At 64.3% G+C, this 24,524-nt stretch carries 26 protein-coding genes; 18 read left to right on the forward strand and 8 right to left on the reverse strand.

Annotation, left to right across the window (positions count from 1 at the left end; translation table 11 throughout):
* Positions 1 to 211: 211 nt before the first annotated feature.
* Both CH276_RS05205 and CH276_RS05210 read left to right on the forward strand, forming a co-directional pair.
* A complete protein-coding gene (locus CH276_RS05205; RefSeq protein ID WP_141214667.1) occupies positions 212 to 643 on the forward strand; it encodes a hypothetical protein in 432 nt (143 codons plus the stop codon).
* Positions 640 to 1,140: a flavodoxin domain-containing protein gene (locus tag CH276_RS05210; RefSeq protein ID WP_176459109.1), complete on the forward strand. Its 501-nt coding sequence runs from the start codon at positions 640 to 642 to the stop codon at positions 1,138 to 1,140. The genes CH276_RS05205 and CH276_RS05210 overlap by 4 nt, the downstream gene beginning before the upstream one ends.
* Here CH276_RS05210 and CH276_RS05215 read toward each other — a convergent pair.
* Positions 1,115 to 1,573: a DUF1003 domain-containing protein gene (locus tag CH276_RS05215; protein ID WP_094630249.1), complete on the reverse strand. Its 459-nt coding sequence runs from the start codon at positions 1,571 to 1,573 to the stop codon at positions 1,115 to 1,117. The two genes, CH276_RS05210 and CH276_RS05215, sit on opposite strands and share 26 nt — an antisense overlap.
* 256 nt (positions 1,574 to 1,829) lie before the next feature.
* Between CH276_RS05215 and adhP the strand changes: the two genes are divergently transcribed.
* The 3 genes from adhP to CH276_RS05230 all read left to right on the forward strand — a co-directional run bounded on the left by adhP (position 1,830) and on the right by CH276_RS05230 (position 4,224).
* The gene (adhP, locus tag CH276_RS05220) at positions 1,830 to 2,840 is read left to right on the forward strand and encodes an alcohol dehydrogenase AdhP (RefSeq protein WP_037193942.1); all 1,011 of its coding nucleotides are present in this window, start codon (positions 1,830 to 1,832) and stop codon (positions 2,838 to 2,840) included.
* A 137-nt stretch (positions 2,841 to 2,977) separates the two neighbouring features.
* Complete coding sequence (locus CH276_RS05225; protein WP_094630250.1) at positions 2,978 to 3,709, forward strand: GAF and ANTAR domain-containing protein; 732 nt, start codon at positions 2,978 to 2,980, stop codon at positions 3,707 to 3,709.
* A 137-nt stretch (positions 3,710 to 3,846) separates the two neighbouring features.
* A complete protein-coding gene (locus tag CH276_RS05230; RefSeq protein ID WP_094630251.1) occupies positions 3,847 to 4,224 on the forward strand; it encodes a hypothetical protein in 378 nt (125 codons plus the stop codon).
* Positions 4,225 to 4,282: 58 nt separating this feature from the next.
* On the opposite strand, the gene CH276_RS05235 is transcribed toward CH276_RS05230, so the two are convergent.
* Both CH276_RS05235 and CH276_RS05240 read right to left on the reverse strand, forming a co-directional pair.
* Entirely contained in the window at positions 4,283 to 4,813 is a 531-nt protein-coding gene (locus CH276_RS05235) for a flavodoxin domain-containing protein (RefSeq protein ID WP_094630252.1), read from the reverse strand.
* 124 nt (positions 4,814 to 4,937) lie between these two features.
* Positions 4,938 to 5,849 (reverse strand): universal stress protein, encoded by a 912-nt coding sequence (locus CH276_RS05240; RefSeq protein ID WP_176459110.1) that lies wholly within the window; start codon positions 5,847 to 5,849, stop codon positions 4,938 to 4,940.
* Positions 5,850 to 6,043: 194 nt separating this feature from the next.
* Between CH276_RS05240 and CH276_RS05245 the strand changes: the two genes are divergently transcribed.
* The 4 genes from CH276_RS05245 to CH276_RS05260 all read left to right on the forward strand — a co-directional run bounded on the left by CH276_RS05245 (position 6,044) and on the right by CH276_RS05260 (position 10,236).
* The gene (locus CH276_RS05245) at positions 6,044 to 6,709 is read left to right on the forward strand and encodes a response regulator (RefSeq protein WP_094630620.1); all 666 of its coding nucleotides are present in this window, start codon (positions 6,044 to 6,046) and stop codon (positions 6,707 to 6,709) included.
* A complete protein-coding gene (locus CH276_RS05250) occupies positions 6,702 to 8,405 on the forward strand; it encodes a sensor histidine kinase (protein ID WP_094630254.1) in 1,704 nt (567 codons plus the stop codon). Before CH276_RS05245 ends, CH276_RS05250 begins: the two co-directional genes overlap by 8 nt.
* Positions 8,406 to 8,512: 107 nt before the next feature.
* On the forward strand, positions 8,513 to 9,355 hold the full coding sequence (locus tag CH276_RS05255) for a universal stress protein (protein ID WP_094630255.1): 843 nt from the start codon (positions 8,513 to 8,515) through the stop codon (positions 9,353 to 9,355).
* Positions 9,352 to 10,236, forward strand: a complete 885-nt coding sequence (locus tag CH276_RS05260; protein WP_094630256.1) for a universal stress protein — start codon at positions 9,352 to 9,354, stop codon at positions 10,234 to 10,236. The genes CH276_RS05255 and CH276_RS05260 overlap by 4 nt, the downstream gene beginning before the upstream one ends.
* 11 nt (positions 10,237 to 10,247) lie before the next feature.
* On the opposite strand, the gene CH276_RS05265 is transcribed toward CH276_RS05260, so the two are convergent.
* Both CH276_RS05265 and CH276_RS05270 read right to left on the reverse strand, forming a co-directional pair.
* Positions 10,248 to 12,638, reverse strand: a complete 2,391-nt coding sequence (locus CH276_RS05265) for a phosphoketolase family protein (protein WP_094630257.1) — start codon at positions 12,636 to 12,638, stop codon at positions 10,248 to 10,250.
* A complete protein-coding gene (locus CH276_RS05270) occupies positions 12,635 to 13,513 on the reverse strand; it encodes a universal stress protein (protein WP_094630258.1) in 879 nt (292 codons plus the stop codon). Before CH276_RS05270 ends, CH276_RS05265 begins: the two co-directional genes overlap by 4 nt.
* A 149-nt stretch (positions 13,514 to 13,662) precedes the next feature.
* On the opposite strand from CH276_RS05270, the gene CH276_RS05275 reads away from it, so the two are divergent.
* The 6 genes from CH276_RS05275 (at position 13,663) to CH276_RS05300 (ending at position 19,101) form a co-directional block, all read left to right on the forward strand.
* Positions 13,663 to 14,058: a DUF6153 family protein gene (locus CH276_RS05275; protein ID WP_094630259.1), complete on the forward strand. Its 396-nt coding sequence runs from the start codon at positions 13,663 to 13,665 to the stop codon at positions 14,056 to 14,058.
* 81 nt (positions 14,059 to 14,139) lie between these two features.
* Entirely contained in the window at positions 14,140 to 14,751 is a 612-nt protein-coding gene (locus CH276_RS05280; protein ID WP_094630621.1) for a DUF305 domain-containing protein, read from the forward strand.
* 109 nt (positions 14,752 to 14,860) lie between these two features.
* The gene (locus tag CH276_RS05285; protein WP_094630260.1) at positions 14,861 to 16,183 is read left to right on the forward strand and encodes an NAD(P)/FAD-dependent oxidoreductase; all 1,323 of its coding nucleotides are present in this window, start codon (positions 14,861 to 14,863) and stop codon (positions 16,181 to 16,183) included.
* 95 nt (positions 16,184 to 16,278) lie between these two features.
* Positions 16,279 to 17,556: a hypothetical protein gene (locus CH276_RS05290; protein WP_094630261.1), complete on the forward strand. Its 1,278-nt coding sequence runs from the start codon at positions 16,279 to 16,281 to the stop codon at positions 17,554 to 17,556.
* 177 nt (positions 17,557 to 17,733) lie between these two features.
* A complete protein-coding gene (locus CH276_RS05295; protein WP_441344225.1) occupies positions 17,734 to 18,699 on the forward strand; it encodes an alpha/beta hydrolase in 966 nt (321 codons plus the stop codon).
* Between the two features lie 105 nt (positions 18,700 to 18,804).
* The gene (locus CH276_RS05300; RefSeq protein WP_032376174.1) at positions 18,805 to 19,101 is read left to right on the forward strand and encodes a hypothetical protein; all 297 of its coding nucleotides are present in this window, start codon (positions 18,805 to 18,807) and stop codon (positions 19,099 to 19,101) included.
* Between the two features lie 73 nt (positions 19,102 to 19,174).
* Here CH276_RS05300 and CH276_RS29345 read toward each other — a convergent pair whose 3' ends face one another.
* Together CH276_RS29345 and CH276_RS05310 are read right to left on the reverse strand one after the other, a co-directional pair.
* The gene (locus CH276_RS29345; RefSeq protein ID WP_094630263.1) at positions 19,175 to 19,765 is read right to left on the reverse strand and encodes a CsbD family protein; all 591 of its coding nucleotides are present in this window, start codon (positions 19,763 to 19,765) and stop codon (positions 19,175 to 19,177) included.
* Positions 19,766 to 19,920: 155 nt separating this feature from the next.
* Positions 19,921 to 20,115 carry a hypothetical protein gene (locus CH276_RS05310; protein ID WP_045196926.1) on the reverse strand — a complete coding sequence of 65 codons (195 nt, stop codon included), beginning with the start codon at positions 20,113 to 20,115 and terminating at the stop codon, positions 19,921 to 19,923.
* 199 nt (positions 20,116 to 20,314) lie between these two features.
* Here CH276_RS05310 and CH276_RS05315 point away from each other — a divergent pair, with 199 nt between their 5' ends.
* From CH276_RS05315 to CH276_RS05325, 3 genes are read left to right on the forward strand one after another with little or no spacing between them, the layout of a single operon-like run.
* On the forward strand, positions 20,315 to 21,883 hold the full coding sequence (locus CH276_RS05315; protein WP_176459111.1) for a flavin-containing monooxygenase: 1,569 nt from the start codon (positions 20,315 to 20,317) through the stop codon (positions 21,881 to 21,883).
* Positions 21,880 to 22,701, forward strand: coding sequence for an alpha/beta fold hydrolase (locus tag CH276_RS05320; protein ID WP_094630265.1), 822 nt, complete (start codon positions 21,880 to 21,882; stop codon positions 22,699 to 22,701). The genes CH276_RS05315 and CH276_RS05320 overlap by 4 nt, the downstream gene beginning before the upstream one ends.
* Complete coding sequence (locus CH276_RS05325; protein ID WP_045196924.1) at positions 22,698 to 23,375, forward strand: TetR/AcrR family transcriptional regulator; 678 nt, start codon at positions 22,698 to 22,700, stop codon at positions 23,373 to 23,375. The genes CH276_RS05320 and CH276_RS05325 overlap by 4 nt, the downstream gene beginning before the upstream one ends.
* Positions 23,376 to 23,391: 16 nt before the next feature.
* Here CH276_RS05325 and CH276_RS05330 read toward each other — a convergent pair whose 3' ends face one another.
* Positions 23,392 to 24,486, reverse strand: a complete 1,095-nt coding sequence (locus CH276_RS05330; RefSeq protein ID WP_303396050.1) for a ferredoxin--NADP reductase — start codon at positions 24,484 to 24,486, stop codon at positions 23,392 to 23,394.
* Positions 24,487 to 24,524: the final 38 nt, after the last annotated feature.

Below are 24,524 nucleotides of genomic sequence, written 5' to 3' on the forward strand. Positions count from 1 at the left end.
GGCTGGGGCGGTTGCGGCAGACATGTCGACTCCGTCATGCGTACGGTTGCCGCAGCCGACCGCTGCGCCTGCAACGAGGATTCGAGCCCGCCCGTGAAGGAGCGTCGAAGCATGCGGTCGTGGTTCGGACGCTGAGACCTGATTCAGGTAGTCGAGCGGCAAGTACTTTGTGCTCTAGCGCAATTGATCTCTTGCCGCACAGACTGGAACGATGACATCGACAACGCGAGTGGCAACCGAGCGCAACCGGCGATCGCCGTGGCTCGGCGCAGTCTGCGGAGGGGTATCGATCAACGCGTTCGGTGCTGCGATCGGATTGGCCTCGGGTGCAATCGATCCGAGTTCCTACGTCGAGGCGAAAGTGTCTGTGACACTGACAGCACTGTCGCTGGTGTTGGTCGTCGGCGTTCCCATGGGGCTCGCTGCGGCGTCTGCCTTCGCAGGCGGCGGACGGTCGGGTCCGATGGCTCATATCGCCGGCGTGCTCCTGGTTGCCTGGATCATCGTGCACTCGGCGGTGACCGGTGAGACGAGTTGGCTGCTGGGATCGTTCGGAGTACTGGGGTTCGTCATTGCGGTCCACGGATGGCGGATGACGGTGGCGGCGGGCAAATCCGCATACCTCCTGTCGGACGAGACATGAAAATACTTGTCTCCACCGCAGGTCGGCATGGAGCGACCCACAGTCTGGGCCAGGAAATGGGTCGAGTCTTCGAGCACTGTGGTGTCGACGTCGATGTGCGGGCACCGGAATCCGTGGTCCGCGTGGACGGCTACGACGCTCTGGTCATCGGGAGCGCTGTCTACTCGGATCGCTGGGTTCCAGCCGCGAAGGCTCTGGTCGACAGGTTGTCGAGGTCCGAACATCCACCTGTGTGGCTGTTCTCCTGTGGGCCGCTGCACTCGAGCGACAGGCCGGTCAACGTCACTTCCGACGCGGCACACGCAGTATCACTGATGCATGCGACCGCACACCGAACGTTTCCCGGGAAGCTGGTGCCAGAGCGACTTTCGGCGGGGGAGCGTCAGATTTTCGAGAACTCCGGGGCAGTCGCAGGAGACTTCCGCAACTGGGTACTCGTGTGCAATTGGGCCCGAGAGATACTCGCGTGGCTCAATGCAGAGAAGCGTGGTTCGTGACCTGTTTCGCCGGTGATGTCTCTGCACTCGTGCGGTGCGCCGACGGACAGACGTGCGTGTGAATCTCGGCCGCCAGCTGCGCCACCGATTCCGTCAGGACGGTATTGGCCTCGATCATGTCCTGGAGTAGGGCGGTGTTCGAAAGTGTGTGTACGGCAACCTCACTGCTCACCGAGTCCGCGCGTTTCGCCGAGATCAGCAGAATCGCTCCCTGGAGTCCCGCGATCATCGACAGGAACAGGTTGAGCAGGATGAACGGGTACGGGTCGAATCCGTCGCTCTGGTTGTAGGCGGCCCACAGCGCCATGGTGCCCAGAAACAGGAACACGAACGGCCAGGAGCCCATCCCGTTTCGGACGTAGTCCGCCGCTCGCTCACCGGCGGTCAGGGCATCACCGGTCCGGACGCCCGGGTGTCTTCGCCACAGGTTCATCGCTCGCAGGTCTTCGATCGGGAGTGTGCAGCAGAATCCATGCTGCCGAGTGTGGTCCAACTCGTCGATGAGCGTCAGGGGCGAAATCCCCTGCTTCTCGGGCCTTTCTGCTCCCGAGCTGCCGGTTCGGTATACGTCCCCAACCGGCGGTGACTTCCGGCCCTACATGCCGAGTGCCGCAGCATCGACCATCGACAGTGTGCATTGCTCGATGGTCGAGAACGGCACTGGTTTCGATAGTTGGAGGAAATCCACGATGAAAGCTGCTGTTGTCACCGAGTTCGGCGGACCCCTGGTCGTCAAGGACATCCCTATCCCGACACCCGCACCGGAGCAGGTGCTGGTGAAGATGGAGACGTGCGGAGTCTGTCACACCGATATTCATGCAGCGCAGGGGGATTGGCCGGCCAAGCCGACCCTGCCGTTCGTTCCCGGGCACGAGGGAATCGGCGTGATCGAGGCCGTGGGATCGCAGGTCGACACGAGTCGAATCGGCGAACGCGTGGCGATCGCGTGGCTCGGTTCGGCGTGCGGCGAATGCGATCACTGCGTGTCCGGATGGGAGACGCTGTGCGAGACACAGCAGAACAGTGGCTACTCGATCGACGGGGCCTACGCCGAATACGCTGTGGCCCATGCGAAATACGTCGTCCGCGTTCCCGACGGCATCTCCTCGTTCGACGCCGCTCCGCTGACGTGTGCCGGCGTCACCACCTACAAGGCAGTCAAGGTCGGCGGTGTCACACCGGCTCAGCGCGTGGCCATCTTCGGCGTCGGCGGACTGGGCCACATGGCGGTGCAGTACGCCAAGATCGCGGGCGGATTCGTCACCGCAGTCGACATCGAGGAAGAGAAGCTCGAACTTGCACGTGAACTCGGTGCCGATCACACGGTCGACTCGTCGAAGGTCGACCCCGTCGAGGAGATCAAGGCGCTCGGCGGAGCCGATGTGGCCATCGTGTTGGCCGTCATCCCGAGCGTGTTCGATCAGGCCTTCCGTTCGCTTCGCCGCGGCGGTCGACTGGTGTGTGTCTCGATGCCCGCTCACGGTGTGTTCCCGGTCCCGATCTTCGAGACGGTCGTCGGCGGAATCTCCGTCCTCGGTTCGATCGTCGGTACGCGAAAGGACCTACGTGAAGTATTCGCACTGCACGAGGCCGGGCGGACCACGGTATCGGCCGTATCGCGCAAGTTGGACGAAGTGAACGAGTGCTTCGACGACCTCATGGGTGGCCGCGTCACCGCTCGCCAGGTGTTCGAGTTCTGACGTGGACCTCGTCGGTCGCAGTGGACCGATCCCGGTGCTCCTTCGTCCGAGCGACTCGGCTGTCGGTGAAGCCGTAAGGTCGGGGTGGGCAGGCGCATACCCGAAAGGCATGTGTGCCCACAACGGAGTGAGCAGTGATGAACGCAGGGGAACACGAAGACGACCTCCGGTCGAGCCTGGTCGACCTCAGCAAACTGCCGATGACCGATCTGTCTCTGTCCGACACCCTCTCTCACGTGGCGCAACTTGCAGTTCGGGCCGTTCCCGGCGCGGACGGTGCCGGATTGACGCTCCTGCATCCCGACCGCCCCGACACGATTGTCGCGAGCGCGGAATTCGTCCGTGCCGTCGACGACATTCAGTACGGACTCGGCCAAGGCCCCTCCATCACCGCAGCTGCCGAGGGCATCACCGTTCGATCCGGTTCACTCGAAACCGACCCTCAGTGGCCGGAATTCGGTCCGAAGGTCGGTCGAATGGGAGTGCACAGCGTGTTGTCTCTTCCGCTGATCACCGCAGGCGGTGTGCTCGGCGCGATGAATGTCTACGCGCGCCGGCCCGACGCGTTCGATGCTCGCGCTGCAGAGTTGGGCGACCTGTTCGCGGTACCGGCTGCGGTCTCGGTGCAGAACGCGCGGGCGCTGTCGAGTGCCGCCCGGCTCACCGAGCAGCTCGAGATGGCACTGAGCAATCGCTCCGTTATCGACCAGGCGATCGGGGTGCTGATCAGCCGAAGCGGATGCACCGGAGCCCAGGGGTACGACAAGCTCCGATCGTTGAGCCAGAGCGAGCACAAGAAAGTCGCAGTGGTCGCTGAGGCCATGGTGGGCGAGGCGATGAAGACGGCCCGCTCCCGTTCCCGCACGTAAGGGCGTAGCGTTCGAGCCGCGAGCGCATTCCGAGGCATCGAGTCCGACTTTTCCTCGCGCTCGCATACCCGCCCGGCAGGATGCCGCGGGTATATCGGACGAATCGAATCGGCGATCGGGCCGCACCTGGATTCTCGATGAAACTTCCGCCTCGATTGCTGGACGATCTTGCGCGCTTGGCCGGGCAGTTGGCGGCCGACATCGATGTGGCCGTCTCGGATGTCGGCTCGATCACCCTGACGTCGATCGTCGACGGTGAACGGTTCGACGTGGTGATAGGGACCAGAGATCCGGTCCGCGGCGGAACCGATTCCGGGGCTTCCGAGCCGCGATCTCTTGCCGATGTGAGTGAGGTGAACCAGGCAATCGGTGTTCTTGTTGCCAGTGGCCGCACGGTTGCCGAAGCGCGTGCAGAATTACGCAGAGTCGCCGAGCGCTGGAACCGATCGACAGTCGACGAGGCCGGCCGCACCCTGCGTGACGCTCGGGGTTGGTTTCCACCCGCTCGGCCGTAGGTCCCGGAGCCGAGCACCCAGGTGGACGAGGGAGTCCGCGGTCACTCGTCTTCGGCGTTCAATTGAGCCGAGAGGCCTCATCGGCCTGGAGCACAAAAGGTGTGAGATGGGAGGCGATGACCACCGCCCACGACATGACCTCTGCTCGTGATCTGCTGTCACCATCGGAGGCACCGATCAGTCGCACGACGGCACGCTCGAACAGTGACAACCGCGAGTTCGTCAGCTTGCCACCGAACACGCGATGCTCGATCACCCAGTCGGCCTCGGTCTCTTTCGGCCGAGCTCTCGGCGGAGTGCTGTCGTCCACCGGGCCACTCGAGAAGAGCCACACAGGAATTGCCTCCAGTTCGGCCTGTTCCCTGGTGACCAGCGCGCGTGCGTCTCGGAGCCATCGGCCCATGTACACGCCACTGCCGATTATCGCGGCGTCGTACTCGGCAATGCTGTCCACGTCGCGGGCATCACGAACATCGACTGTCGTCGTGCTGTCGATGCTGGACAGTTCCCGCAGAATCGACGAGCCCAGCCACTGTCCGATTTCTCGGGTGGCGCCGTGGCGGCTTGCTGTTGCGATCAGTATGCGCATGTGGATGTCCTGTCGGTTCGGCTTCGGTTCAATTGCAGTGCAAAATGATTCATGTCCGTCAGGTGCTGCAGTCGATCCGGATCGGCGCACGCATGTCGCGGGTCGAACAGTTCTTCCCCAGTTTTCACAGGTACTCCTTCGTCGCAGGCGTTCTGTTGCGCGCGGCACTGGGCACAACGGTGACCGGACACGATGCGCGTGCCATCACCGAGCGGCTGGTCGAGCCGAGCATCATTCCGGCGAATCCTCCGCGACCGTGACTGCCCAGCACCACCAGTTGGGCGCTCTGCGCGTGGTCCAGCAGTGCGTGGACCGGTCGGTCTCTGACCGCCACCTGTCGTAGTGCCACCGTCGGATGCCGACGCGCGCAATCATCGACGGCCCTTGCCAACACGCCGTCGGCTTCGGGTCGATGGTCCGCCCAATCGAGGCCGGGAACCGACATCCCTATCGACAGATCCGAATCGGCCCACGCGTGCAGTGCGGTGAGTGGAGCGCTTCGGACTTCTGCCTCTTCGAACGCCCGCTCCACCGCGGCCATGGCGGCCGAGGTCCCATCGACGCCGACCACGACCGCCTCGAACCCCGTGTAGCCGCTCATCGGCCATGCATGTACGACCGTGACCGGGCAGTGTGCATGCGTACTCAGCGCGACGCTGACCGAACCCAACGACGTGCGTTGTGCCGCACCGAGTCCGCGTGTCCCGATGACAACCATCCGAGACGTCTCGGACATCTCGAGTAGAGCGGCAGCGGCGGGGCGGTCCGACAGAACCACGTCGACGGCGATGGTGGACACGGCCGACCCCGTCGGCCGGGCTATCGACATCGCCTCGTCCAGAATGCGGTTCGTCTCGAACCTCAGATGCGCGGATGTCCGTTCGGGTAGGGCATCGAGGCCCGTGAGAACCGTCGGGACGGCCGAGACGATAGTCAGGTCGGAGCCGTGCAGTTCGGAATCGAGCACGGCCCACCGGACAGCGTCCAGAGACGCGGCTGAACCGTCGACTCCGACGACGGTGTGGGATCTGCCCATCTGATGAGTCCCTTCGAGGTGGTGCCAGAGCTCCATCAGACTCTTCGGCTCGGCATCCGCGCGCCAGGACAACTACACCGAGATCAGGGACTTTCGACCCCACTTTCGATGACCAAAGGTCGAGCTCTCCCGTGTGCGGGTCCGTAGTGTTGGGAAAGGATGCGCCCACCGAGGACGCGGGTGAGGGGTTGGACGTGGTCACAGTGTTCTTGGTCGACGACCACGAGATCGTGCGTCGAGGTCTGATCGATCTCATCAATTCCGATCCCGATCTTTCCGTGATCGGTGAAGCCGGAAGTTGCGCACAGGCACTCGCTCGTATTCCCGCGTTGAGGCCGGACGTCGCCGTTCTCGACGTTCGACTGCCGGACGGCAACGGCATCGAGCTCTGCCGCGAATTGCTCGACCGACTGCCCGATCTCAAGACCATGATGCTGACCTCGTTCACCGAGGACCAGGCCATGCTCGACGCGATCCTCGCCGGCGCGAGCGGCTACGTCGTCAAGGACATCACCGGTATGGAGCTGACTCGCGCGATCAAGGATGTCGGCTCCGGTCGGTCGCTGTTGGACAATCGCGCAGCGGCCGCGCTGATGGACAAGCTGCGGGCGGGCACGGCCGCTCCCGGACCGATCGATCACCTCACCGGGCAGGAACGGACATTGCTCGACCTCCTGGGGGAGGGGCTGACGAATCGGCAGATCGCCGCTCGAATGTTCCTGGCGGAGAAAACCGTCAAGAACTACGTCTCCCGGTTGCTGGCCAAGCTCGGGATGGAGCGCCGCACCCAGGCAGCGGTGTACGCGTCGAGGCTGGCCGAAACGCATCCGCGAACGCAATCCGGGCCGTCGGATGGATGATCACCGCGGACCGGGTCTTCCGCAGCTCCGCCTCGGTGAACTGCTGGCCGAGGTGCAGGACCGAATCGGTCGCATCGCGGATGCACGAGTACAGGCGGACGGTCTGCTCGATGCGATGTTCGTCATCACCTCGGGCCTCGACCTGGAGGTGACGTTGCGGTCGATCGTGGAGTCGGCCGTCAACCTCGTCGGTGCCCGGTACGGTGCACTCGGCGTGCGCGGCGAGGGTCACGAGCTGAAGGCGTTCATCCATCACGGCATGGAAGAGCAGGTGCGCGAGGCGATCGGCCCACTTCCCACCGGACGAGGTGTGCTGGGTCTGCTCATCGACCAACCTCATGTGCTCAGACTCGACGACTTGTCGTCGCATCCGGAGGCAGTGGGCTTCCCTCCCAACCATCCGCCGATGAAATCGTTTCTCGGCGTGCCCATTCGGGTGCGTGACGAGGTGTTCGGAAACCTGTACCTCACCGAGAAGAAGGACGGAGCCCAGTTCACCGAGGACGACGAGGTGGTCACCCGGGCTCTCGCCTCGGCGGCCGGAATCGCGATCGAGAACGCACACCTGTACGAGGAGTCGCGGATCCGGCAATCGTGGATGGAAGCGATGCGGGACATCGGTACCGAACTGTTGGCCGGGAGCGACATCGACGAAGTGCTGCACATGGTGTCGAGGCGGGCATTGCATCTGACCGGGGCCGACAGTGCGTTCATCGCTGTTCCCGCCGACGCGGCTCCGAACTCGGACACGGTCTCCCGGTTGGTCATCTCGGTCGCCGAGGGGCACGACGCAGACGCTCTGGTGGGTTCGCTCATCCCGATCGAGGGATCGAGTTCCGGTGCGGCATATCGCCTTCGGACCGCTACCCGCAAGGAGGAGCTGGACTACCGACCCAACGCGCATGTGGCGAACACCTTCGGCCCGGCCCTGATCTCGCCGCTTCGGGTAGCCGACGGCGTGCGAGGCGTCCTGGTGACGCTGCGCCGAAAGGGCGGACCGGTCTTCAGCGACTCTCAACTCGATCTCATTTCCAGCTTCGCCGACCAGGCCGCACTCGTGATGGAGATGGCCGACACCACGCGGCGCATGCACGAGCTCGACGTTCTCGCGGACCGTGATCGGATCGCCCGAGACCTTCACGATCACGTCATCCAACGGATCTTCGCGGCCGGATTGTCGCTGCAGAGCACGTTGCAGAAGACCGAGCTCGACGACATTCGTCAACGTCTGACTCGCACCATCGACGACCTGCAGGACACCGTGCAGGACATTCGTACGACGATCTTCGACCTGCAGAGCTCGACACACTCGACCACTCGTCTACGGCAGCGCGTCAACGGAGCCGTCCTCGAACTCACCGAAAGCGTTCCCATTCGCGCCGTGGTTCGCATGTTCGGGCCCCTGTCGGTCATCGACAGTACCCTCGCCGACCACGCCGTTGCCGTCATTCGCGAAGCGGTGAGCAACGTCGTCCACCATGCTCGGGCCCAGACCGTCAACGTCACCCTGGCGGTCGGGGACGATCTCCGCATCGAGGTCTCCGACGACGGAATCGGACTGGACGAGAACATCACTCGCAGTGGACTGGCGAACCTCGAGGCGCGGGCAGTCGACTGCGGCGGCACGATGACCTTCGGGTCGTCCGCGACCGACGCAGGTGGCACCGAGCTGATCTGGTCGGTACCGCTGCCCTGACGGCGGACGACCTAGGTCACTTGTTCCGATGACCTCGGACTGCTGTGCCAGGTGTGCCTGCGCTCGTAGCGTTCTCGTCGTAGACGCGCACCATCGAGAGGCATCTGATGAACACTTCACATTCCACCGGACCGGTCGTGGTCGGAATCGACGGATCGGAGACCGCACTCGATGCGGTTCGGTTCGCCGTGCAGGAGGCACGCGGGCGGGGCACGTCACTTCGCTTGATCCACGTGATCGACAGACATGCGGTGCCCGAAACCGTCTACGGCGCTCCGGATGTCGACGGTGACTATGCCCGCGCGGCATTGAGTCGCGCAGAGGATGCGGCCGCAGCGATCGATCCGGCGGTTCTCGTGGAATCGGTCGTTCTGCAGGGTCGGCCCGAATCGGTGATGTCGACCGGGGCCGGATCTGCGTCTCTGCTGGTACTGGGGACCACCACCGGCAGTGCGGTGGCCGCCTGGGTACTCGGATCGATGGTCGGTGCCGTGGTCGAAGCATCGCCCCACCCCGTCGCGATCGTCCGTCATTTCGACGCCGAACGCCGCGGCCCGGTCGTTGCAGCCCTGGGTGACGCCGACGTCTCGCAAGCCGATGTCGTGGTGGCTCAGGCATTTCACGAGGCATCGATCAGGGCGGCCAGCGTCTTGGCGGTGCACACTCAGGCTGTCTCCTCCATTCTCGCGTCCGCTCTCAGCGGCCCGGGCGACGGGCTACACCCCGAATCGGCAATGGACGTTCGGCTCGAACCCTTCGGCGCGGACTATCCCGACATTCGTGTGGCGTCGGTGTATGCCGAGGCCGACTCGGGATCGGAACTGGTGGCGGTCTCCGAGACAGCCCAGCTGATGGTGGTCGGTCACGAGCGAGACCGAGTGCCCGGACGAACACTGACCGCCGTACTGCGGCAAGCCCATTGCCCCGTCCTCGTCGTCCCGCACGCATGAGTACCTCGAGGAAGTCTCCGATCGTTGTCGGTGTCGACGGTTCCGGCTCGTCGCTCGACGCAGTCGGATGGGCCGCGCATGCGGCCGAGTTGCGTGGGGTACCGGTGAAGCTGGTGTCCGCATACCAAGTCAAGGCTCTGTACACCAGCTTCGTCGCGTTGCCGTCGCACATCGGCTCCGAGGAGCACACGGCCGCAGAGTCGATCCTCGCCTGGGCGTCGCTGGTCGCTCGACGTTCGGTGAACAACCCGGACGCGCTCGTCATCACGAGTGAATCGATTGTGGGACCGACGATTCAGGCCATGCTGGAGCAGTCATCGAGTGCCTCGATGATGGTGGTCGGTTCGCGTGGCAACGGCGAATACTTCGCCGAACTGCTCGGCTCGGTGAGCACCGCGGTGGCCGTTCAAGCGCACTGCCCTGTGGTCATCGTGCCGGGAAGCGTGGAGCTGCACTCGTCGGGAGGCCCTGTTGTCCTCGGAATCGACGGGTCGCCGCACAACCAGAACGCTGTTCGGTTGGCCTTCGACGAAGCCTCACTCCGGGGAGCGGAACTGGTCGCAGTCCACGTGTCGACGGACGAACTGATCTCGGCGCCCGACGCGTCCGCCACCGACAGGTCCGATGCGATCCTTTCGAACGGTCGAACCGTGTTGGCAGAGAGCCTGTCCGGCTGGAGCGATCAGTACCCGGACGTCGTGGTACAGCAGAAGATATTGCGCGGCAACGTGGTCGAGAAGATCCTCGAGGTATCACCGCGGGCGCAGGCCGTCGTCGTCGGTTCGAGCGGCCGCAACGGTTTCAGCGACCGACTTCTCGGATCCACCGTCCGGTCGCTGGCCCACCGCGTCGACTGTCCGCTGATCATCGCCCGCGGGTAGTCACCTCGCGGTCACGACCACCGCCATTGTCGAATCTCGGGAAGATCCTCGAAATGTTCCCGGATGTAGGCATCGTGCCGAACGAGTTGGTCCTGGCAGTGCTGCCGCAGTCGTTCGGCACCGGCCGGCGCAGTGCCCGCTCGGTCGAGTGCTGCGAGCGCGAGGTGATAGCGACTGATCTTGTTGAGCACCACCATGTCGAACGGTGTTGTGGTGGTGCCTTGTTCGATGAATCCGCGAACATGGAACCGCTGGGCGTCGGGTCGGCCGTGCATCAGTTGGTGCACCGCGCGGGGATAGCCGTGGAACGCGAAGACCACATCGACAGAGGCGGTGAACAGATCGACGAACTGCTCGTCGGAGAATCCGTGCGGATGATCGACGACGGGGAGCAATGCCATCAGATCGATGACGTTGACCACGCGGACCCTGAGCTCGGGAGTCCACGTGCGCAACAACTGTGCGGCCGCCAGGGTTTCCTCGGTCGGCACGTCGCCGGCACACGCCAGAACGATCTCGGGATCTTCCTCGGTACCGGTCTCCTCGGTGCCGGCCCAGTCCCAGCGGGACGCACCCGCCGCTGCATGCGCCCGTGCCTCGGGAAGCGTCAGATACTGCGGGTGACTCTGCTTGTCCACCACCAGAACGTTGACGTGACCTCGACTGCGGAAGCAATGATCGGCAACGGCGAGGAGGGTATTGGAATCCGGTGGTAGCCATACGCGCACGACGTCCGGTGCCAGGGGAATCACCGCGTCGATCAGTCCGGGACCCTGATGGCTGAATCCGTTGTGGTCGTTGCGCCAACACGTGCTGGTGAGCAGCACGTTGAGCGACGCGACCGGTGCTCGCCATGCGAGTGTGGCGGCGTGCTGCAGCCACTTGGTGTGCTGAATCAGCATCGACACACTCACCATGGCGAAGGCCTCGTAGCTCGCGAACAGGCCGTGTCGACCCGACAGCAGATACGCCTCGAGCCAGCCCTCGCACAGATGCTCGCTGAGCACCTCCATCACGCGGCCGTCGGGACCGAGATCGTCGTCGAACTCGGTGGTCGGCAGCTGCCAGCACCGGTCGGTGGCCTCGAACACGGCCTGCAGGCGGTTGCTCGCGGTCTCGTCGGGACAGAACAGGCGAAAGTTGCCGCCGCCGTTGGGCTGGGCGTTGTCGAGGTAGATATCGCGCATCATCTCCCCGAGTACGGTGGTCGTCTCGTGCGACGTGCGACCAGGGGACTCGACGGTGAGCGCGTAGTTCTCGAGGTCTCGAATGACCAAGGGCTGCAGCAGCACACCGCCGTTTGCGTACGGGGTGGCACCGAGACGTTCGGTGCCCGACGGTGCGAGCTCCCGAATCGACGCCACCGGGGCACCGTTGTCGTCGAACAACGATCGGGGATCGTAGGACAGCAGCCACTTCTCGAGCAGTTCCAGGTGTGCAGGATTCTCTCGGACACCCGACAACGGCACCTGGTGCGCCCAGTGGGTGCCCTCGATGCGCTTGCCGTCCACCTCGTGCGGACCGGTCCAGCCCTTGGGCGTACGCAGAACGATGGCGGGCCAGGCGATGTCGCCTCGTGGGTTGCCGCCTCGTGCGGCGTGCCGAACTCTCCCGATCGCATCGTGGGCGCGGGTGAGGGCAGATTCGAGGGCCGGGAAAACCTCTCGCGGGTCGGTGCCCTCGACGAAGATCGGTGTCCACCCCTGGCTCCGTAGGAAGCGTTCGACTGCAAGGTCGGCGCTACGACCGAGAACCGTCGGGCCGGAGATCTTTCCATCGTTGAGATGCAGGATCGGCAACACTGCGCCGTCACGGACCGGGTTGAGAAAGGCGGGGATCTTCCACGAACCGGACAGGGGACCGGTTTCGGCCTCACCGTCCCCGACTACACAGGCGACGATCAGATCGGGATTGTCGAACGCTGCGCCGGCGGCGTGGACGAGGGCGTAGCCCAGCTCGCCGCCCTCGTGAATGCTGCCCGGGGTCTGGACGCTCACGTGGCTCGGAATGCCTCCGGGAGTGGAGAATTGACGGCACAGCCGTCGGACTCCGTCGCTGTCGAGCGAGATGTCCGGGTAGATCTCGCTGTACGTGCCTTCGAGGTAGGTGTTCGCCACCATCGCCGGGCCGCCGTGTCCCGGCCCGGTGACGTACAGACAGTCCGAATGGGTTCGGCGAATCACGCGGTTGAGGAGGGTGTAGATCATCGACAGGCCGGGACTGGTGCCCCAATGCCCGAGCAGCCTCGGCTTGATGTGCTCCGATTCCAGTGGCCGACGCAGCAATACGTTGTCCTGCAGGTAGATCTGAGCCACCGTCAGATAGTTCGCCGCAGCCCAATAACGCAGGTCTGCGTCCAATTTCTCGGAATCGTATGTGGTGTCGACGGTCGGCGTCGTCATCGGTTCGTGGGAACGACGACGACGGGAACGTCCACCGAATGCAGCACCGCACGTGAGGTGGAACCGAGAAGCATCGACGCGAATCCGCCCCGACCACGGCTCCCCACGACGATCAACTGCGCAGTATCGGACGCACGGACCAGTTCACGAACCGGCCTGTCCCGAACCACCACCCGGTGGATGGTGACGTCCGGATAGTCCTCCGACCATCCGGCCAGGCTCTCCGCCAACGACGTCTTCTCGGCGAGTTCGGAGTCGACCCACGGTCCCTCGTCGTCGCGCGTCAACACGCTGCCCAGTTCGAGGTCACTCCAGGCGTGCACCGCAACGAGGTCGACCCCCCGCAGCGATGCTTCCTGGAGGGCGAACCCGATGGCCGGTTGGCTGTTGGACGTGCAATCCACACCGACGACGACCGGTCCGTCGCCGACGATGGTCGATTTGATCACTGCGACAGGGCATTTGGCGTGCGATACCACCGCGGTGCTGACCGACCCGATCAGTCCACCGGTGAACTCGCCGAGACCCCTCGACCCGACGACGATCATGGCGGGTGCGACGTCGAAATGCGTCAGGTTTCTTGCAGCGGAGCCGTGCTCGAGGCGAGTGTCGAGAATCAGCGAATTACCGGCCGCCGTCTTGTGCGCAACATCGACCGCTGCGGTCAGCACACGCTTGGCCTCGATATCGGGGTCCGTGAACGCGCCCATCCGAAGGCTGATGGCGTCACCGTAGGTTCCCGGTGCAAACAGCGACGACGTGACCAGCTCGAGCGGGGCGTGGCGTCGAACAGCCTCGCGCGTCGCCCAGCGGACCGCGCCGAGGGATGTGGCGGATCCGTCGACTCCGACGACTATCCGGTTCGATGCAGTCATGACCTTGTCCCGTCCATTGACCTTCGCGTGTGGAACACCTCGAGCATTACCGAGTGGGGCCGATGCGGACAGAGGCGGAAGTCCTTCGGTGTGGGGCGGAAGTCCCTACCAGTTACCCCTAGGGGGTATCTCTTGCTATCGTCGATGTCATGCATTCAGTGATCCGACGCAGTCGCCCGGGCTTCGCCTCGGCGACCGGATTGCTGATCGCGCTGACGATCTTCGGGGTGCTGCTGATGCACTCGGTGACACCGACCATGTCGGTGAGCAGCGAACACGCTGCCATGGCGTCGACGACCCACCACGAGGATCCGGTACAGGTGGCGGACGGCGAACACGACTGCCCGTCGACGCATCAGATGATGCATCCGTGCGCGGGAACCACGGTGGCGTGGGCTGCGTTGTCGGTCCCGGCGACGAGCGTCGATGTCGTCCACGCCCCGATGTCGGACGACGGTATCGGTGGGCGCACCGACTCCATCTCGGAGCGTGCGCCGCCGTGGACCCTCTGGGAGCTGGACAGATCGGTGACCTTACGAGTGTGACATGCAGTCCGGTGGAGGCACACCACCGGCGGATCGACATACCCAGTTCCCTGTATTTCGCACTTGTTCAAGGAGTTTCACATGCGTACAACACTCGTCGCGTCGCTGGCTGCCGCCACCGTGAGCGTATTCCTTCTCGCCGGCTGCAGTAGCGACGACTCGTCGATGGACGGCCATTCGATGGGCGCGTCGAACTCGTCGTCGGTGCCATCTACCCAGGCCGACGCATCCGCTCAGTTCGATGATGCGGACGTGATGTTCGCTCGGATGATGTACCCGCATCATGCACAGGCAATCGAGATGGCGGCAATGGTCGAGGGCCGCACCGACAATCCGGACGTCGTGGCATTGGCGTCGGCGATCGAAGCCGCGCAGCAACCGGAAATGGAGCGGATGACCGCCTGGCTCGCCGAATGGGGTCAGCCCGCACCCTCGTCCGACATGGGCGAGATGGACCACGGCTCGGGCACAGGCATGATGACCCAGCAGGACATGGACGCGTTGACTGCGGCCGCCGGTCCCGAGTTCGACCGCCGATGGCTGACGATGATGATCGAGCACCACGAAGGTGCGATCGAGATGGCGAACATCGAGATCGCCGACGGCTCGAACCCCGACGCGCAGGAGATGGCTCGCACGATCGTGGCCTCACAGCAGCAGGAAATCGACACCATGCGGACGTTGCTCGGCTGAGCTGCACCGAAGCGAGGGCCGCATCCCCGTATCGGGGGTGCGGCCCTCGAGTAGGCTGAAAAATCGGAGAATCCTTCTCCGCACATCGGTCCGAGGGAGACAGTTCGCAATGGCACGTCGACGGGTTGTGGTCATCGGTGGAGGATTCGGCGGACTCCACGCGGCACGGCGTTTGCGCAACGAAGACGTCGATGTCACCGTGCTCGAGCGCGGTACCTCGCACGTCTTCCAGCCGCTGCTCTACCAATGCGCCACCGGTCTGGTGTCGGAGGGCTCGATCGCCAGTCCGCTGCGACACCTGCTGCGCAAACAGAAGAACGTGTATGTGGCACTGGGTGAAGCGACCTCGGTGACCCCCAGTGTCGACGGCTCAGCGGGTGACGGCGGAGTGGTGACGGCGAGCCGATTCGACGGCTCGACCTTCGAGCTGCCCTACGACTACCTCGTCGTCGCCGTCGGAATGCAGCAGGCGTACCACGGCCACGACGAATACGTGCAGTGGGCACCGGGCATGAAGACCCTCGACGACGCCCTCGCGATCAGGCGAAAGTTGATCTCCGCCTTCGAGATGGCCGAGTCTCTCCCCACCCCCGAGGAGCGCAGGCCGTGGCTCACCTTCGCGGTGGCCGGTGGAGGCCCGACCGGAGTCGAATTGGCCGGCCAGATAAGAGAACTCGCCACCAGAGCGTTGGCAAAGGAGTTCGATTCGATTCACCCGTCGGAAGCGCGAGTTCTGCTGTTCCACGGCGGCGACCGCGTACTCGAATCGTTCCCCGACTCGCTGACGAAGAAAGCGCAACGCACCCTCGATGCCGTCGGCGTGGAAACGCATCTCGGTGTGCACGTCACCGACGTCACGGCCACCGACGTCGAGGTCACGGCCAAGGCCGAACCCAAGACCGTCACACGCTACGACACCCACACCGTGCTGTGGACCGCAGGCGTGGAAGCTGTCCCGTTCGTGAAGCAACTCGCCGACGCCATGGGAGTGGAGCAGGACCGATCGGGACGCATCGCCGTGCAACCGGATCTCTCGATCCCCGGACACTCCAACGTCTTCGTCGTCGGAGACATCATGTCGCTGAACAAGCTTGCGGGAGTCGCCGAGGTGGCCATGCAGGGCGGCCGAGCCGCGGGCGCGGCAATCGCAGCGGACCTAACCGCCTCTGCGCGAAAAGATTTCGAGTACCGAGACCTCGGCACCGCTGCCTACATCGCCCGCGGACACGCACTGGTGCAGGCCGGGCCGCTGCGCATGTCCGGGTTCCTCGGCTGGGTCTCGTGGGGCGTCATCCACATCGCGTTCCTCGCCGGCAACCGCAATCGCGTCGGGACACTGATCAACTGGGCCGCAACCCTGGCCACCGGCACCCGACGCGAACGAGCCATCACCTACGGCGACCCCGAAACGGCGCGGAAGCCGTACAACTGATCTCCTTGTCACGTCAGTTGCTGCAGGCGTCGACGGAGTCAGCTTGTGCGGTTGTCGTGTCCCCGGCTCCGAGGCATCACCTCTAAGTTCGAGACATGATCGCAGATCGGTACGGGTCCGTTCTGGCAACGGTATGCGGTGGATTTGTTGCCGGATACTCGATTCGGGAATCGCTCGGCTGGGATGTGTTCCACATCGAGTCGTCGGGCAAGTGGTACGGGGCGTTCGTCTCCGCGCAGTGGGCAGGCTTCCTGGCCGTGTCGGTGGCCGTGCTCGTGCTGGCCGTCGTACATTCTCGGCGCTCCTCGGTAGCGGCTGCAGTGGCCGCGGCGGTCGGGGCAATGGTGATTGCACTGCCGTCGTTCGTGCCGATCGCCGCCAACCAAGCGGTGACCACCAACGCCCTCGGCGCGGGCGCTCTGGTGGGCGTATGCGGTGTCATCGCCGGCGGACGCAGAGTTCCGTCTGCCGGCATCGCAACAGGGCTGCTGGGCTCGATGCTGTTCTACGACGCGATCTCTGCGCTACGCGGACCGCGTGAGGGGCGGTGGATGGATGGTCTGGCACCGTTTTACGTCGAATCGACCGTCCCACTGCTCGTTCTCCTCGTGACCGCAGCGCTGCTGGTCGCGACGGCCCGGCGAGCACTCGTGATCGGATTCGAGGCGTCCGATGCTGCAGTCGTCGGCGTACTCGCCCTCGTGTACCTGATCGTCTACACCTACCTCGGCAACACGGCGTCGACGATGAGGATGTGGATCTTCGCCGTCGCGATCGCCGTCGCGCTGACCTACGCCGCCGCGCTGAAGCTCGACGGTCGCGACGGCCGATACCTCATGCTGGGCTTGCCGATCGCGGCGTCCGGGGTGAACTCGCTGGCATGGTCGGACGCGTCGTGGTGGGTATTCGCCGTCGCCGCTGTGCTGTTCGTCGGCGCGATACGGGTGGGTCTGCACCGAGACCTGTCGACCCTCGCGCTCGTGGTCCTCGCCGTGGTCACGGCCACCGGTCTGATCGCGATGGACAACAGTGCGGTCAATGTCGTTGGAACCGTTGCGTATTGCACTCTGTATCCGGTCGCCCTCGGCCTGGCCGTCGGATCGATGCAACCGGTGCGCGCGGTGGCGTCGAGCATCACGCCCCTGATTCCGTTCGCGCTGACGCTGTTCTGGGTGTCTGCTCCGGTGCCGCCGCGAGAATTCTTCTGGACGGACGGCACATCCGACGACCACGAGCGGCCCATCGTCTCGCTGTATTCGCCGCTACCCGTGGGTGTGGTGACTGCGGTGATCGTCGTCGCGGCCTGCATTTTCGCCACCCGCGGCGACCGCCCGGAGCATCACGATCGAGTCTCGGAATCGTCCGGTCCGTGACGCTTCGGACGGTTGCTCGAGGTAACGTCACCTCATCTTCGGCCGATGTAGAGACTCGACCGGTGTAACTCGACGAAAAGGTGAAACAGCGTGCCACGATCTCGACGACACGGCTTCCGGCGAATCGGTTCGGCTACGGCCGTCGCCCTCGCAGTGGCGATTCTTCCGACCGCGCTGATGACGCCCGTCGCGTCCGCAGACGAACTGCCTGCGGCCACGACGCAGTCGAGCAACGGATCGCGGATCGAGTCGGTGAACACCCTCGACAACCGCCAGGTTCAGCTCCAGGTGTACTCGGCTTCGATGAACCGCACCATCCCCGTCACGGTGCAGCGCCCCGCCGACGAGAGTGTGTCGCGTCCCGTGCTGTATCTGCTCAACGGTGCAGGCGGCGGCGAGGATGCAGCATCGTGGCAGTCTCAGACCGACGCCGAGGCATTCTTCTCGGACAAGAACGCGTACATCGTGACCCCGCAGAAGGGCAAGTGGTCGTACTACACCGACTGGCTGCAGGACGATCCGAAGCTCGGTAGCAACAAGTGGAGCACCTTCCTCGGCGAAGAACTGCCCCCGCTGATCGACGCCCAGTTCGACACCAACGGCCGCCAGTCGCTCGCAGCGCTGTCGATGACGGGCACCTCGGTTCTCAACATCGCGATCAAGTACCCGGGCAAGTTCGCCGGCGTCGCTGCCTACAGTGGCTGCGCTCAGACCTCCGACCCCATCGGTCAGCAGTTCGTCAAGCTCGTCGTCGAGACCTACGGCGGCGGCAATGTCGAGAACATGTGGGGCCCGCTCGACGGCCCAGTGTGGCGCGAGAACGATCCGCTGCTCAACGCCGAGAAGCTCCGCGGAACGCAGATCTACATGAGCACCGGTAGCGGCCTGCCGGGTGCACCGAACGACACCTTCGCCAACCCGCGCCTGAAGAACGATCCGGCGACGCTCGCCAACCAGGTCATCGTCGGCGGCGGCATCGAAGTTGCCACCAACTTCTGCACCTCGAACCTGGCCAAGCGCCTCGACCAGCTCGGCATCCCGGCCACCGTGGACTTCCGCCCGATCGGAAACCACTCGTGGGGCTACTGGCAGGACGACCTGCACAAGTCGTGGCCCTTCCTGGCGGGATCGCTCGGCATCTGATCCTCGGAACACCGAACAACGGCCACCTGCACCCCGCGTGCAGGTGGCCGTTCTTCGTTTCCCGAGGCGGTGGATCGGTGCAGAAATCGAACGTATGATCGAACGATGGCACGGCGCGCACAACCTCGACCGGCGTCCGCCGTGCGCCCCTTCAAGTTGCTCCGCCCGCCGCTGAAGGTCTGGATCGACCTGAACATCCTCTATCCACTACCGCCACACCACGCGTCGAAGTTCAACCCCGAGGGATTCGACGTACGACGCGTCGTACCGGGCGACCTGGTCGAATGGTCCATCACCGTGGACGGGGATTGGCTCGGTCGCGTCACGTACGAGTTGATGTCGCGAGACCGAAGCGAAACCGTCACGCACTGGGTGCCGAGCCGGGCACTCAAGCCCCTGTAGGGACGACAGAAGCTGTAGGGACGAGAAAAGCCCCGCCTCGAACGGGAGGCGGGGCTCTTCTGTGCACTTACCTTCAGAAGCTGTGCTTGCGTGCCTTCTTGGCGAGCTTGCGGGTGGTGCGCTTCGACGGCACGAACAGGTGCGCAGCACTGTTGCGACGGTTGCGTCGACGGATCAGCACGAACGCGACAGCGCCGGCAACGGCTGCGATGGCGGCGATGACGGGGGTGCCGACCTTCGCGGCCTGGGCGACATCGTCGCTGTCGATGTTGCGAACCGTGTTCCTCACGTCGTCGGCGACGGCGGAGGCCTTGTCGGCTGCCTTGTCGGCGACCTGGGAGGCCTTCTCCTTCACGTCGTCGGCATCGACGTTGGCGACCTTGTCCTTGACGGTGTCCTTGACGTCCTCGGCAACGTCGGCCGCCTTGTCGGCGACGTCGGAGGCGGCATGCTTGGCCTCCTTGGCTGCACCGGCAGCGGAATCGGCAACATTCTCTGCTACGTCGGAAGCCTTGTCGGCGGCCTGGTGGGTGTTGGCCTTGGCCTGGTCGGTGGCACCTTCGGCGCGGAGGCTGTCGTCACCGGTTGCCTCGCCTGCCTTCTCCTTCGCAGTCCCGGCCAGTTCTTCTGCCTTGTGCTGAGCCTTGTCGATGAAGTCGGCCATATCGGTGCGTACCTCTTTCGTGTAGGTCGTCTCCGGTCATCCGGAGCTGGGGGCGTCGCGGAGGACGCCGATAAGTATGAGTCGAACCGGCTGCTCCGAAACATACGTCCTACAGGAGTGTGATGGGTCACTATCGACGGTCGGGGCTTCCGGGTTCATCGTTGGCGTCGACGGCTCCGCAGTCGCTTCGGCCAGGTCGACCGCGTCGGCTTGTACGCGCCGGCGAGGGCGCGTCGGTCGAAGTCCATGCCTGCGCCGCGCGAGGTGAACAGAAGGAGAGCGATGACTCCTGCGGCCCCGACCACCACGGGAGTCATCGGGTACTGGTCCCGGTCGAGATGGGGGTGCATCCGGTGAGCTCACGGGTCGTTCCGTGGGCTCCACTCCCAACGGAGGGTGTGAGGTTCATGATGGATTCCTCTCATCGGTATGCGTCGAGGCTGCCATTGACATCGCCACTCGTCAATGGCACATTGTGTGATGTAGGTCGCGATTGCCTGCTCGATCGGTCGAAATCGCGGTGGTGTTCGGCAAACAGTGAGGCGCGGCGTGACGAAAAGCCAAGGTCGGTGGCCCGAGTTCGACGGTTCCGACGACAACGTCGAGGACGTTCTCATCATCGGTGCCGGTATATCGGGCATCGGAGCCGCATATCGCTTGCAGCAGATGGCGCCGGAGCTCAGCTACGCGATTCTCGAAGGTCGCGAGCGAGCAGGCGGTACCTGGGATCTGTTCCGATACCCCGGTATTCGCTCCGACAGTGACATCTTCACGTTTTCGTTCCCGCACACGCCGTGGCAGGGCGACACACTGCTCGCTCACGGAGAAGACATCCGCAACTACATCGTCGATACCGCCTACGCCAACGGAATCGACGAGCGCACGCGTTTCTCGACCATGGTCACCGCAGCGAACTGGGACTCGTCGACGGACATGTGGACGGTCGACGCCCTGGCGAACGGTGTTCCCACGACCTACCGCAGTCGATTCCTGTTCCTGTGCACCGGCTACTTCGACTATTCGGGCGGGTGCACCCCCGACCTTCCCGGGCTGGACGAGTTCACCGGTCAGGTGGTGCATCCACAGCAGTGGCCCGAGGACCTCGATCACTCCGGCAAGAAGGTCGTCGTGATCGGAAGTGGAGCAACCGCAATCACATTGGTGCCCACGCTTGCGGCCGACGCCGCGTCGGTGACGATGCTGCAGCGCTCACCGACCTACATAGCGTCGCTGCCGATGACCGATCCGTTCACCACGATCACCAAACGCCTGCTTCCGGACACGCTCGCGCACAGCGCACTTCGCTGGCGTAACGCTCTGTTGATGGTCGGTTCCTACCAGCTCTGCCGCCGTGCACCGAAGACGGCCCGCAAGGTCTTTCGCGCGATGACGAAAGCCCAACTGCCACGAGGGTACGACGTCGACAAGCACTTCAAGCCGACGTATGCCCCGTGGGACCAGCGGCTGTGCGTCGTACCCGACGGCGATCTGTTCGAGGCCATCCGCTCCGGTCGAGCGAGCGTGGTGACCGACCGAATCGCCGAGATCACCACCGACGGCATCCTGCTGGAATCGGGTGACGAAATCCCGGCCGACATCATCGTCACCGCAACGGGATTGAAGCTGCAGGCGTTCGGCGGTATCGAGTTGTCGCTGGACGGTGAGCGGCTCGAAGCGCACGACAAGTTCGTCTACAAGGGCCACATGCTCGAGGACGTACCCAACGTCGCATGGTCCATCGGGTACACGAACGCATCGTGGACGCTCAAGGCGGACATGACAGCGCAGGCTGTGGCGAAACTCCTGGTGTACATGCGATCTCACGGATACACCCATGCGATCCCGGACCGGCAGGGCAAGGCTGTCGACTCTCGTCCGGTCGTCGATCTGGCCGCCGGTTACGTCACGCGGTCTCTGAACGAGCTACCGAAATCGGGGACCGAACGCCCGTGGTCGGTACGCCAGAACTACATTCTGGACAGAATCGACGCACGGTTCGACGATCTGACGGAATCGATGACCTTCGGCCGTGCGGCGAAGTCGAGCGCGGCTGGGACGGCCTCGTCGGGAACGGCGAACGTGTACCGGATCCAGCCGAGAAAGATCGGTATGCAGTGACGTCGGACATCGATGGACTCACCCTGGCTCACACGATCCGGGGTGAGGGCCCTACCTTGGTGCTCATTCACGGCATCGTGCACCGGCAACACGCGTGGGACAGCGTCGTCGAGACTCTGGCACGGCACCGGCGAGTGGTGACGGTGGATCTGCCCGGCCACGGAGCGTCACCGGAACTACCCACCGAGGAATTCGACCTCGGTCCGTGGATCGTGGCAGAGCTCGAACGCTTCCTCGAGCACGTGGCCGTGGACGGTGAGAAGCCACACGTGGCCGGAAATTCGCTGGGTGGGTACTTCGCACTCGAGCTCGCGGCCCGTGGGTCGGTCGCCTCGGCCACCGCACTCTCACCGGCGGGCTTCTTCCGCGGTCACTGGGATCAGACACGAGCACTGCTCGTCTTTCGCTTTCTCAGGGCCGCGTCCCGGGTCATCGGTCCGATCGCACCGGCCGTCATGAGGAACGTCGTCGGTCGTACGATCGCCAACGGCGTGTTCTACGCCAGGCCGTGGCGAGTTCCAGCGGCGACGGCCACGATCGATGCGCTGAGCATCACCACCAACCGTGCGATCGACGCAGCGGGTAACGCGGTGCCGCGCTTCAGCGTTCCGGTCGACGAGACCGTTCCCGTCACCGTCGCGTGGGGGCGTCGCGACTGGGTTCTGCCGGTGTACCAGGCACCGCTGGTGCGTCGAATCTTTCCGCAGGCCGACGTGACGACGTACTCGGGGCTCGGACACGTGCCGATGTCGGACGATCCGGAGTTGGTGGCGTCGATTCTGCTGAGGGGATCACGAGCGGTATCGCAATCGGCATGAGCGTTGCGGTGAAGGTGGACGGTCGTAGCGACCGGTGGCGCGAGCACAGAATCACCCGGCGACGTGAACTGCTCGATCGCACACTGGCAGCAATTCGCGAGCACGGACACGACGTGGGTATGGATGCCATCGCCTCCGCGAACGGTGTCTCGAAAACCGTTCTGTACAAACATTTCACCGACAAGAAGGGTCTCGCCGACGCCGCGATGGCTCGATACGTCGAGACTGCACTGATGCCTCGGATCCAGGACGCGATGTCCGAGGACCTCGACGAGTACCGGCTCACCCGCGCAGTGATCGGTGCCTACGTCACGACGGTCGCCACCGATCCCGATATCTACATCTACGTCCACGCCAACAATGCAGTCAGCGGCAATCAGGAGATCATCACCGCGGCGGAGGGGCTGATCGCCGACTTGCTGGCCACGGTCATCATCGACAGATTCGGAGAGCGCGAGTTCTCGACGGCCGGCTCGATGCCCATCGCATTCGCCATGATCGGTGCGGTCCGGCTGGCATCGCACTGGTGGATCTTCGATCGAACCATGACGGCCGACGAACTCGTCGACTACCTCACCATGATGGTCTGGGGCGGAATCGCGGGCATAGCGCGCGCTGCGGGATCGGCTGCGACCTTCACGTCGGAGCCTCACTCGCTGACGCTCGAGGGCTGAGCGCCCCACTCCGGCATCAGCGGTCGAACACCGCGCGTACCGTCGTCGAATCGGGCACGGACTGGCACGCCAATCGGACGCCGTGCTGGAGTTCGTACTCGTCGAGAGTCTCGTTCGCGAGCATGGTCACGGTGCCCTCGGTGAGCGTGTAGGCACACCCGCCGCAGGTTCCTTCGCGGCACACGTACGGCGGATCGAGACCGAGTTCGAGCAGGCGGTCGAGCAGCTTCGTGTCCGCATTCCAGGTGAACTCGGTGTCCATTCCGTCGATCTCGACCCGAGCGGTGACGGAGTTCGCATCGGTTCGGCGGGGCAACTCGGTGTCGGCGGTCCGAAACGGATTGGACTCGAAGGAGGAGAACACCTCTCGATGGGTTCTGTGCGCGGTCGTGCCGGTGCGGGTGAGCCATTCCTCGGCGACGTTCATGTACTGCGCAGGCCCGCACAGGAACGCCTCGCATTCGTCGGGAACTCTCGCGTCCATCGACGCCAGTCCGACAGCGGTGGGTAGCCCCGAATCCGAGGTGTACCAATGGTGAATGTCGAGACGATCGGGAAAGCGAGACCGTAGTTCGGTCAGCTGCTCCCCGAAGATCACCGAGTCACGGTTCTGGTTGGCGTAGACGAGGGTGATCCGATTGTCGTGCTCGAACAGGGCGGTCTTGACGATCGACATGATCGGGGTGATCCCGCTGCCTGCGGCCATGAGGACGAAATCCACGTCCCAGCTCTCGGGTCCGAACATGCCCGACGGTTTCAGCGCCCTCAGTCGCATCCCGCGAACGGCGTTGTCGTGCAACCAGTGTGACGCCATTCCGCCCTGGATGCGCTTCACTGTCACGGTGGGGAGCGGGTCACGGACGGGGGAGCTCGAGAAGGAGTAGCAGCGGGCCACCGAACCGCCGTCGGTGCACGGAATCTCGAGGGTGAGAAATTGACCCGGCTCGTACCGAAACCGGTCTTCGTGGTCCTCGGGGACCCTGAAACCGAGAGAGATCGCATCGTCGATTTCGTAGGTCACCTCGGCGATCTCCACCTCGAAGATCCTGTCCTCGGGACCGATGGCAGAGGTATCGAGATCCGCCGATGGTGAGCTCTCGAAAATCGTCACGTGTGCTCGCTCTCCTTGCGTACATGGTGTCGGCCGTC

Origin of the sequence: Rhodococcus sp. 06-470-2 (genome assembly GCF_002258235.1) — a bacterium.
Taxonomy (GTDB): domain Bacteria; phylum Actinomycetota; class Actinomycetes; order Mycobacteriales; family Mycobacteriaceae; genus Rhodococcoides.

What these genes read in the sequence shown, in the direction of transcription:
- CH276_RS05205 (WP_141214667.1), top strand. Translation starts at nt 212, where the DNA reads ATGACATCGACAACGCGAGTGGCAACCGAGCGCAACCGGCGATCGCCG.
- CH276_RS05210 (WP_176459109.1), top strand. Translation starts at nt 640, where the DNA reads ATGAAAATACTTGTCTCCACCGCAGGTCGGCATGGAGCGACCCACAGT.
- CH276_RS05215 (WP_094630249.1), bottom strand. Translation starts at nt 1,573, where the DNA reads ATGAACCTGTGGCGAAGACACCCGGGCGTCCGGACCGGTGATGCCCTG.
- adhP (WP_037193942.1), top strand. Translation starts at nt 1,830, where the DNA reads ATGAAAGCTGCTGTTGTCACCGAGTTCGGCGGACCCCTGGTCGTCAAG.
- CH276_RS05225 (WP_094630250.1), top strand. Translation starts at nt 2,978, where the DNA reads ATGAACGCAGGGGAACACGAAGACGACCTCCGGTCGAGCCTGGTCGAC.
- CH276_RS05230 (WP_094630251.1), top strand. Translation starts at nt 3,847, where the DNA reads ATGAAACTTCCGCCTCGATTGCTGGACGATCTTGCGCGCTTGGCCGGG.
- CH276_RS05235 (WP_094630252.1), bottom strand. Translation starts at nt 4,813, where the DNA reads ATGCGCATACTGATCGCAACAGCAAGCCGCCACGGCGCCACCCGAGAA.
- CH276_RS05240 (WP_176459110.1), bottom strand. Translation starts at nt 5,849, where the DNA reads ATGGGCAGATCCCACACCGTCGTCGGAGTCGACGGTTCAGCCGCGTCT.
- CH276_RS05250 (WP_094630254.1), top strand. Translation starts at nt 6,702, where the DNA reads ATGGATGATCACCGCGGACCGGGTCTTCCGCAGCTCCGCCTCGGTGAA.
- CH276_RS05255 (WP_094630255.1), top strand. Translation starts at nt 8,513, where the DNA reads ATGAACACTTCACATTCCACCGGACCGGTCGTGGTCGGAATCGACGGA.
- CH276_RS05260 (WP_094630256.1), top strand. Translation starts at nt 9,352, where the DNA reads ATGAGTACCTCGAGGAAGTCTCCGATCGTTGTCGGTGTCGACGGTTCC.
- CH276_RS05265 (WP_094630257.1), bottom strand. Translation starts at nt 12,638, where the DNA reads ATGACGACGCCGACCGTCGACACCACATACGATTCCGAGAAATTGGAC.
- CH276_RS05270 (WP_094630258.1), bottom strand. Translation starts at nt 13,513, where the DNA reads ATGACTGCATCGAACCGGATAGTCGTCGGAGTCGACGGATCCGCCACA.
- CH276_RS05275 (WP_094630259.1), top strand. Translation starts at nt 13,663, where the DNA reads ATGCATTCAGTGATCCGACGCAGTCGCCCGGGCTTCGCCTCGGCGACC.
- CH276_RS05280 (WP_094630621.1), top strand. Translation starts at nt 14,140, where the DNA reads ATGCGTACAACACTCGTCGCGTCGCTGGCTGCCGCCACCGTGAGCGTA.
- CH276_RS05285 (WP_094630260.1), top strand. Translation starts at nt 14,861, where the DNA reads ATGGCACGTCGACGGGTTGTGGTCATCGGTGGAGGATTCGGCGGACTC.
- CH276_RS05290 (WP_094630261.1), top strand. Translation starts at nt 16,279, where the DNA reads ATGATCGCAGATCGGTACGGGTCCGTTCTGGCAACGGTATGCGGTGGA.
- CH276_RS05295 (WP_441344225.1), top strand. Translation starts at nt 17,734, where the DNA reads ATGACGCCCGTCGCGTCCGCAGACGAACTGCCTGCGGCCACGACGCAG.
- CH276_RS05300 (WP_032376174.1), top strand. Translation starts at nt 18,805, where the DNA reads ATGGCACGGCGCGCACAACCTCGACCGGCGTCCGCCGTGCGCCCCTTC.
- CH276_RS29345 (WP_094630263.1), bottom strand. Translation starts at nt 19,765, where the DNA reads ATGGCCGACTTCATCGACAAGGCTCAGCACAAGGCAGAAGAACTGGCC.
- CH276_RS05310 (WP_045196926.1), bottom strand. Translation starts at nt 20,115, where the DNA reads ATGCACCCCCATCTCGACCGGGACCAGTACCCGATGACTCCCGTGGTG.
- CH276_RS05325 (WP_045196924.1), top strand. Translation starts at nt 22,698, where the DNA reads ATGAGCGTTGCGGTGAAGGTGGACGGTCGTAGCGACCGGTGGCGCGAG.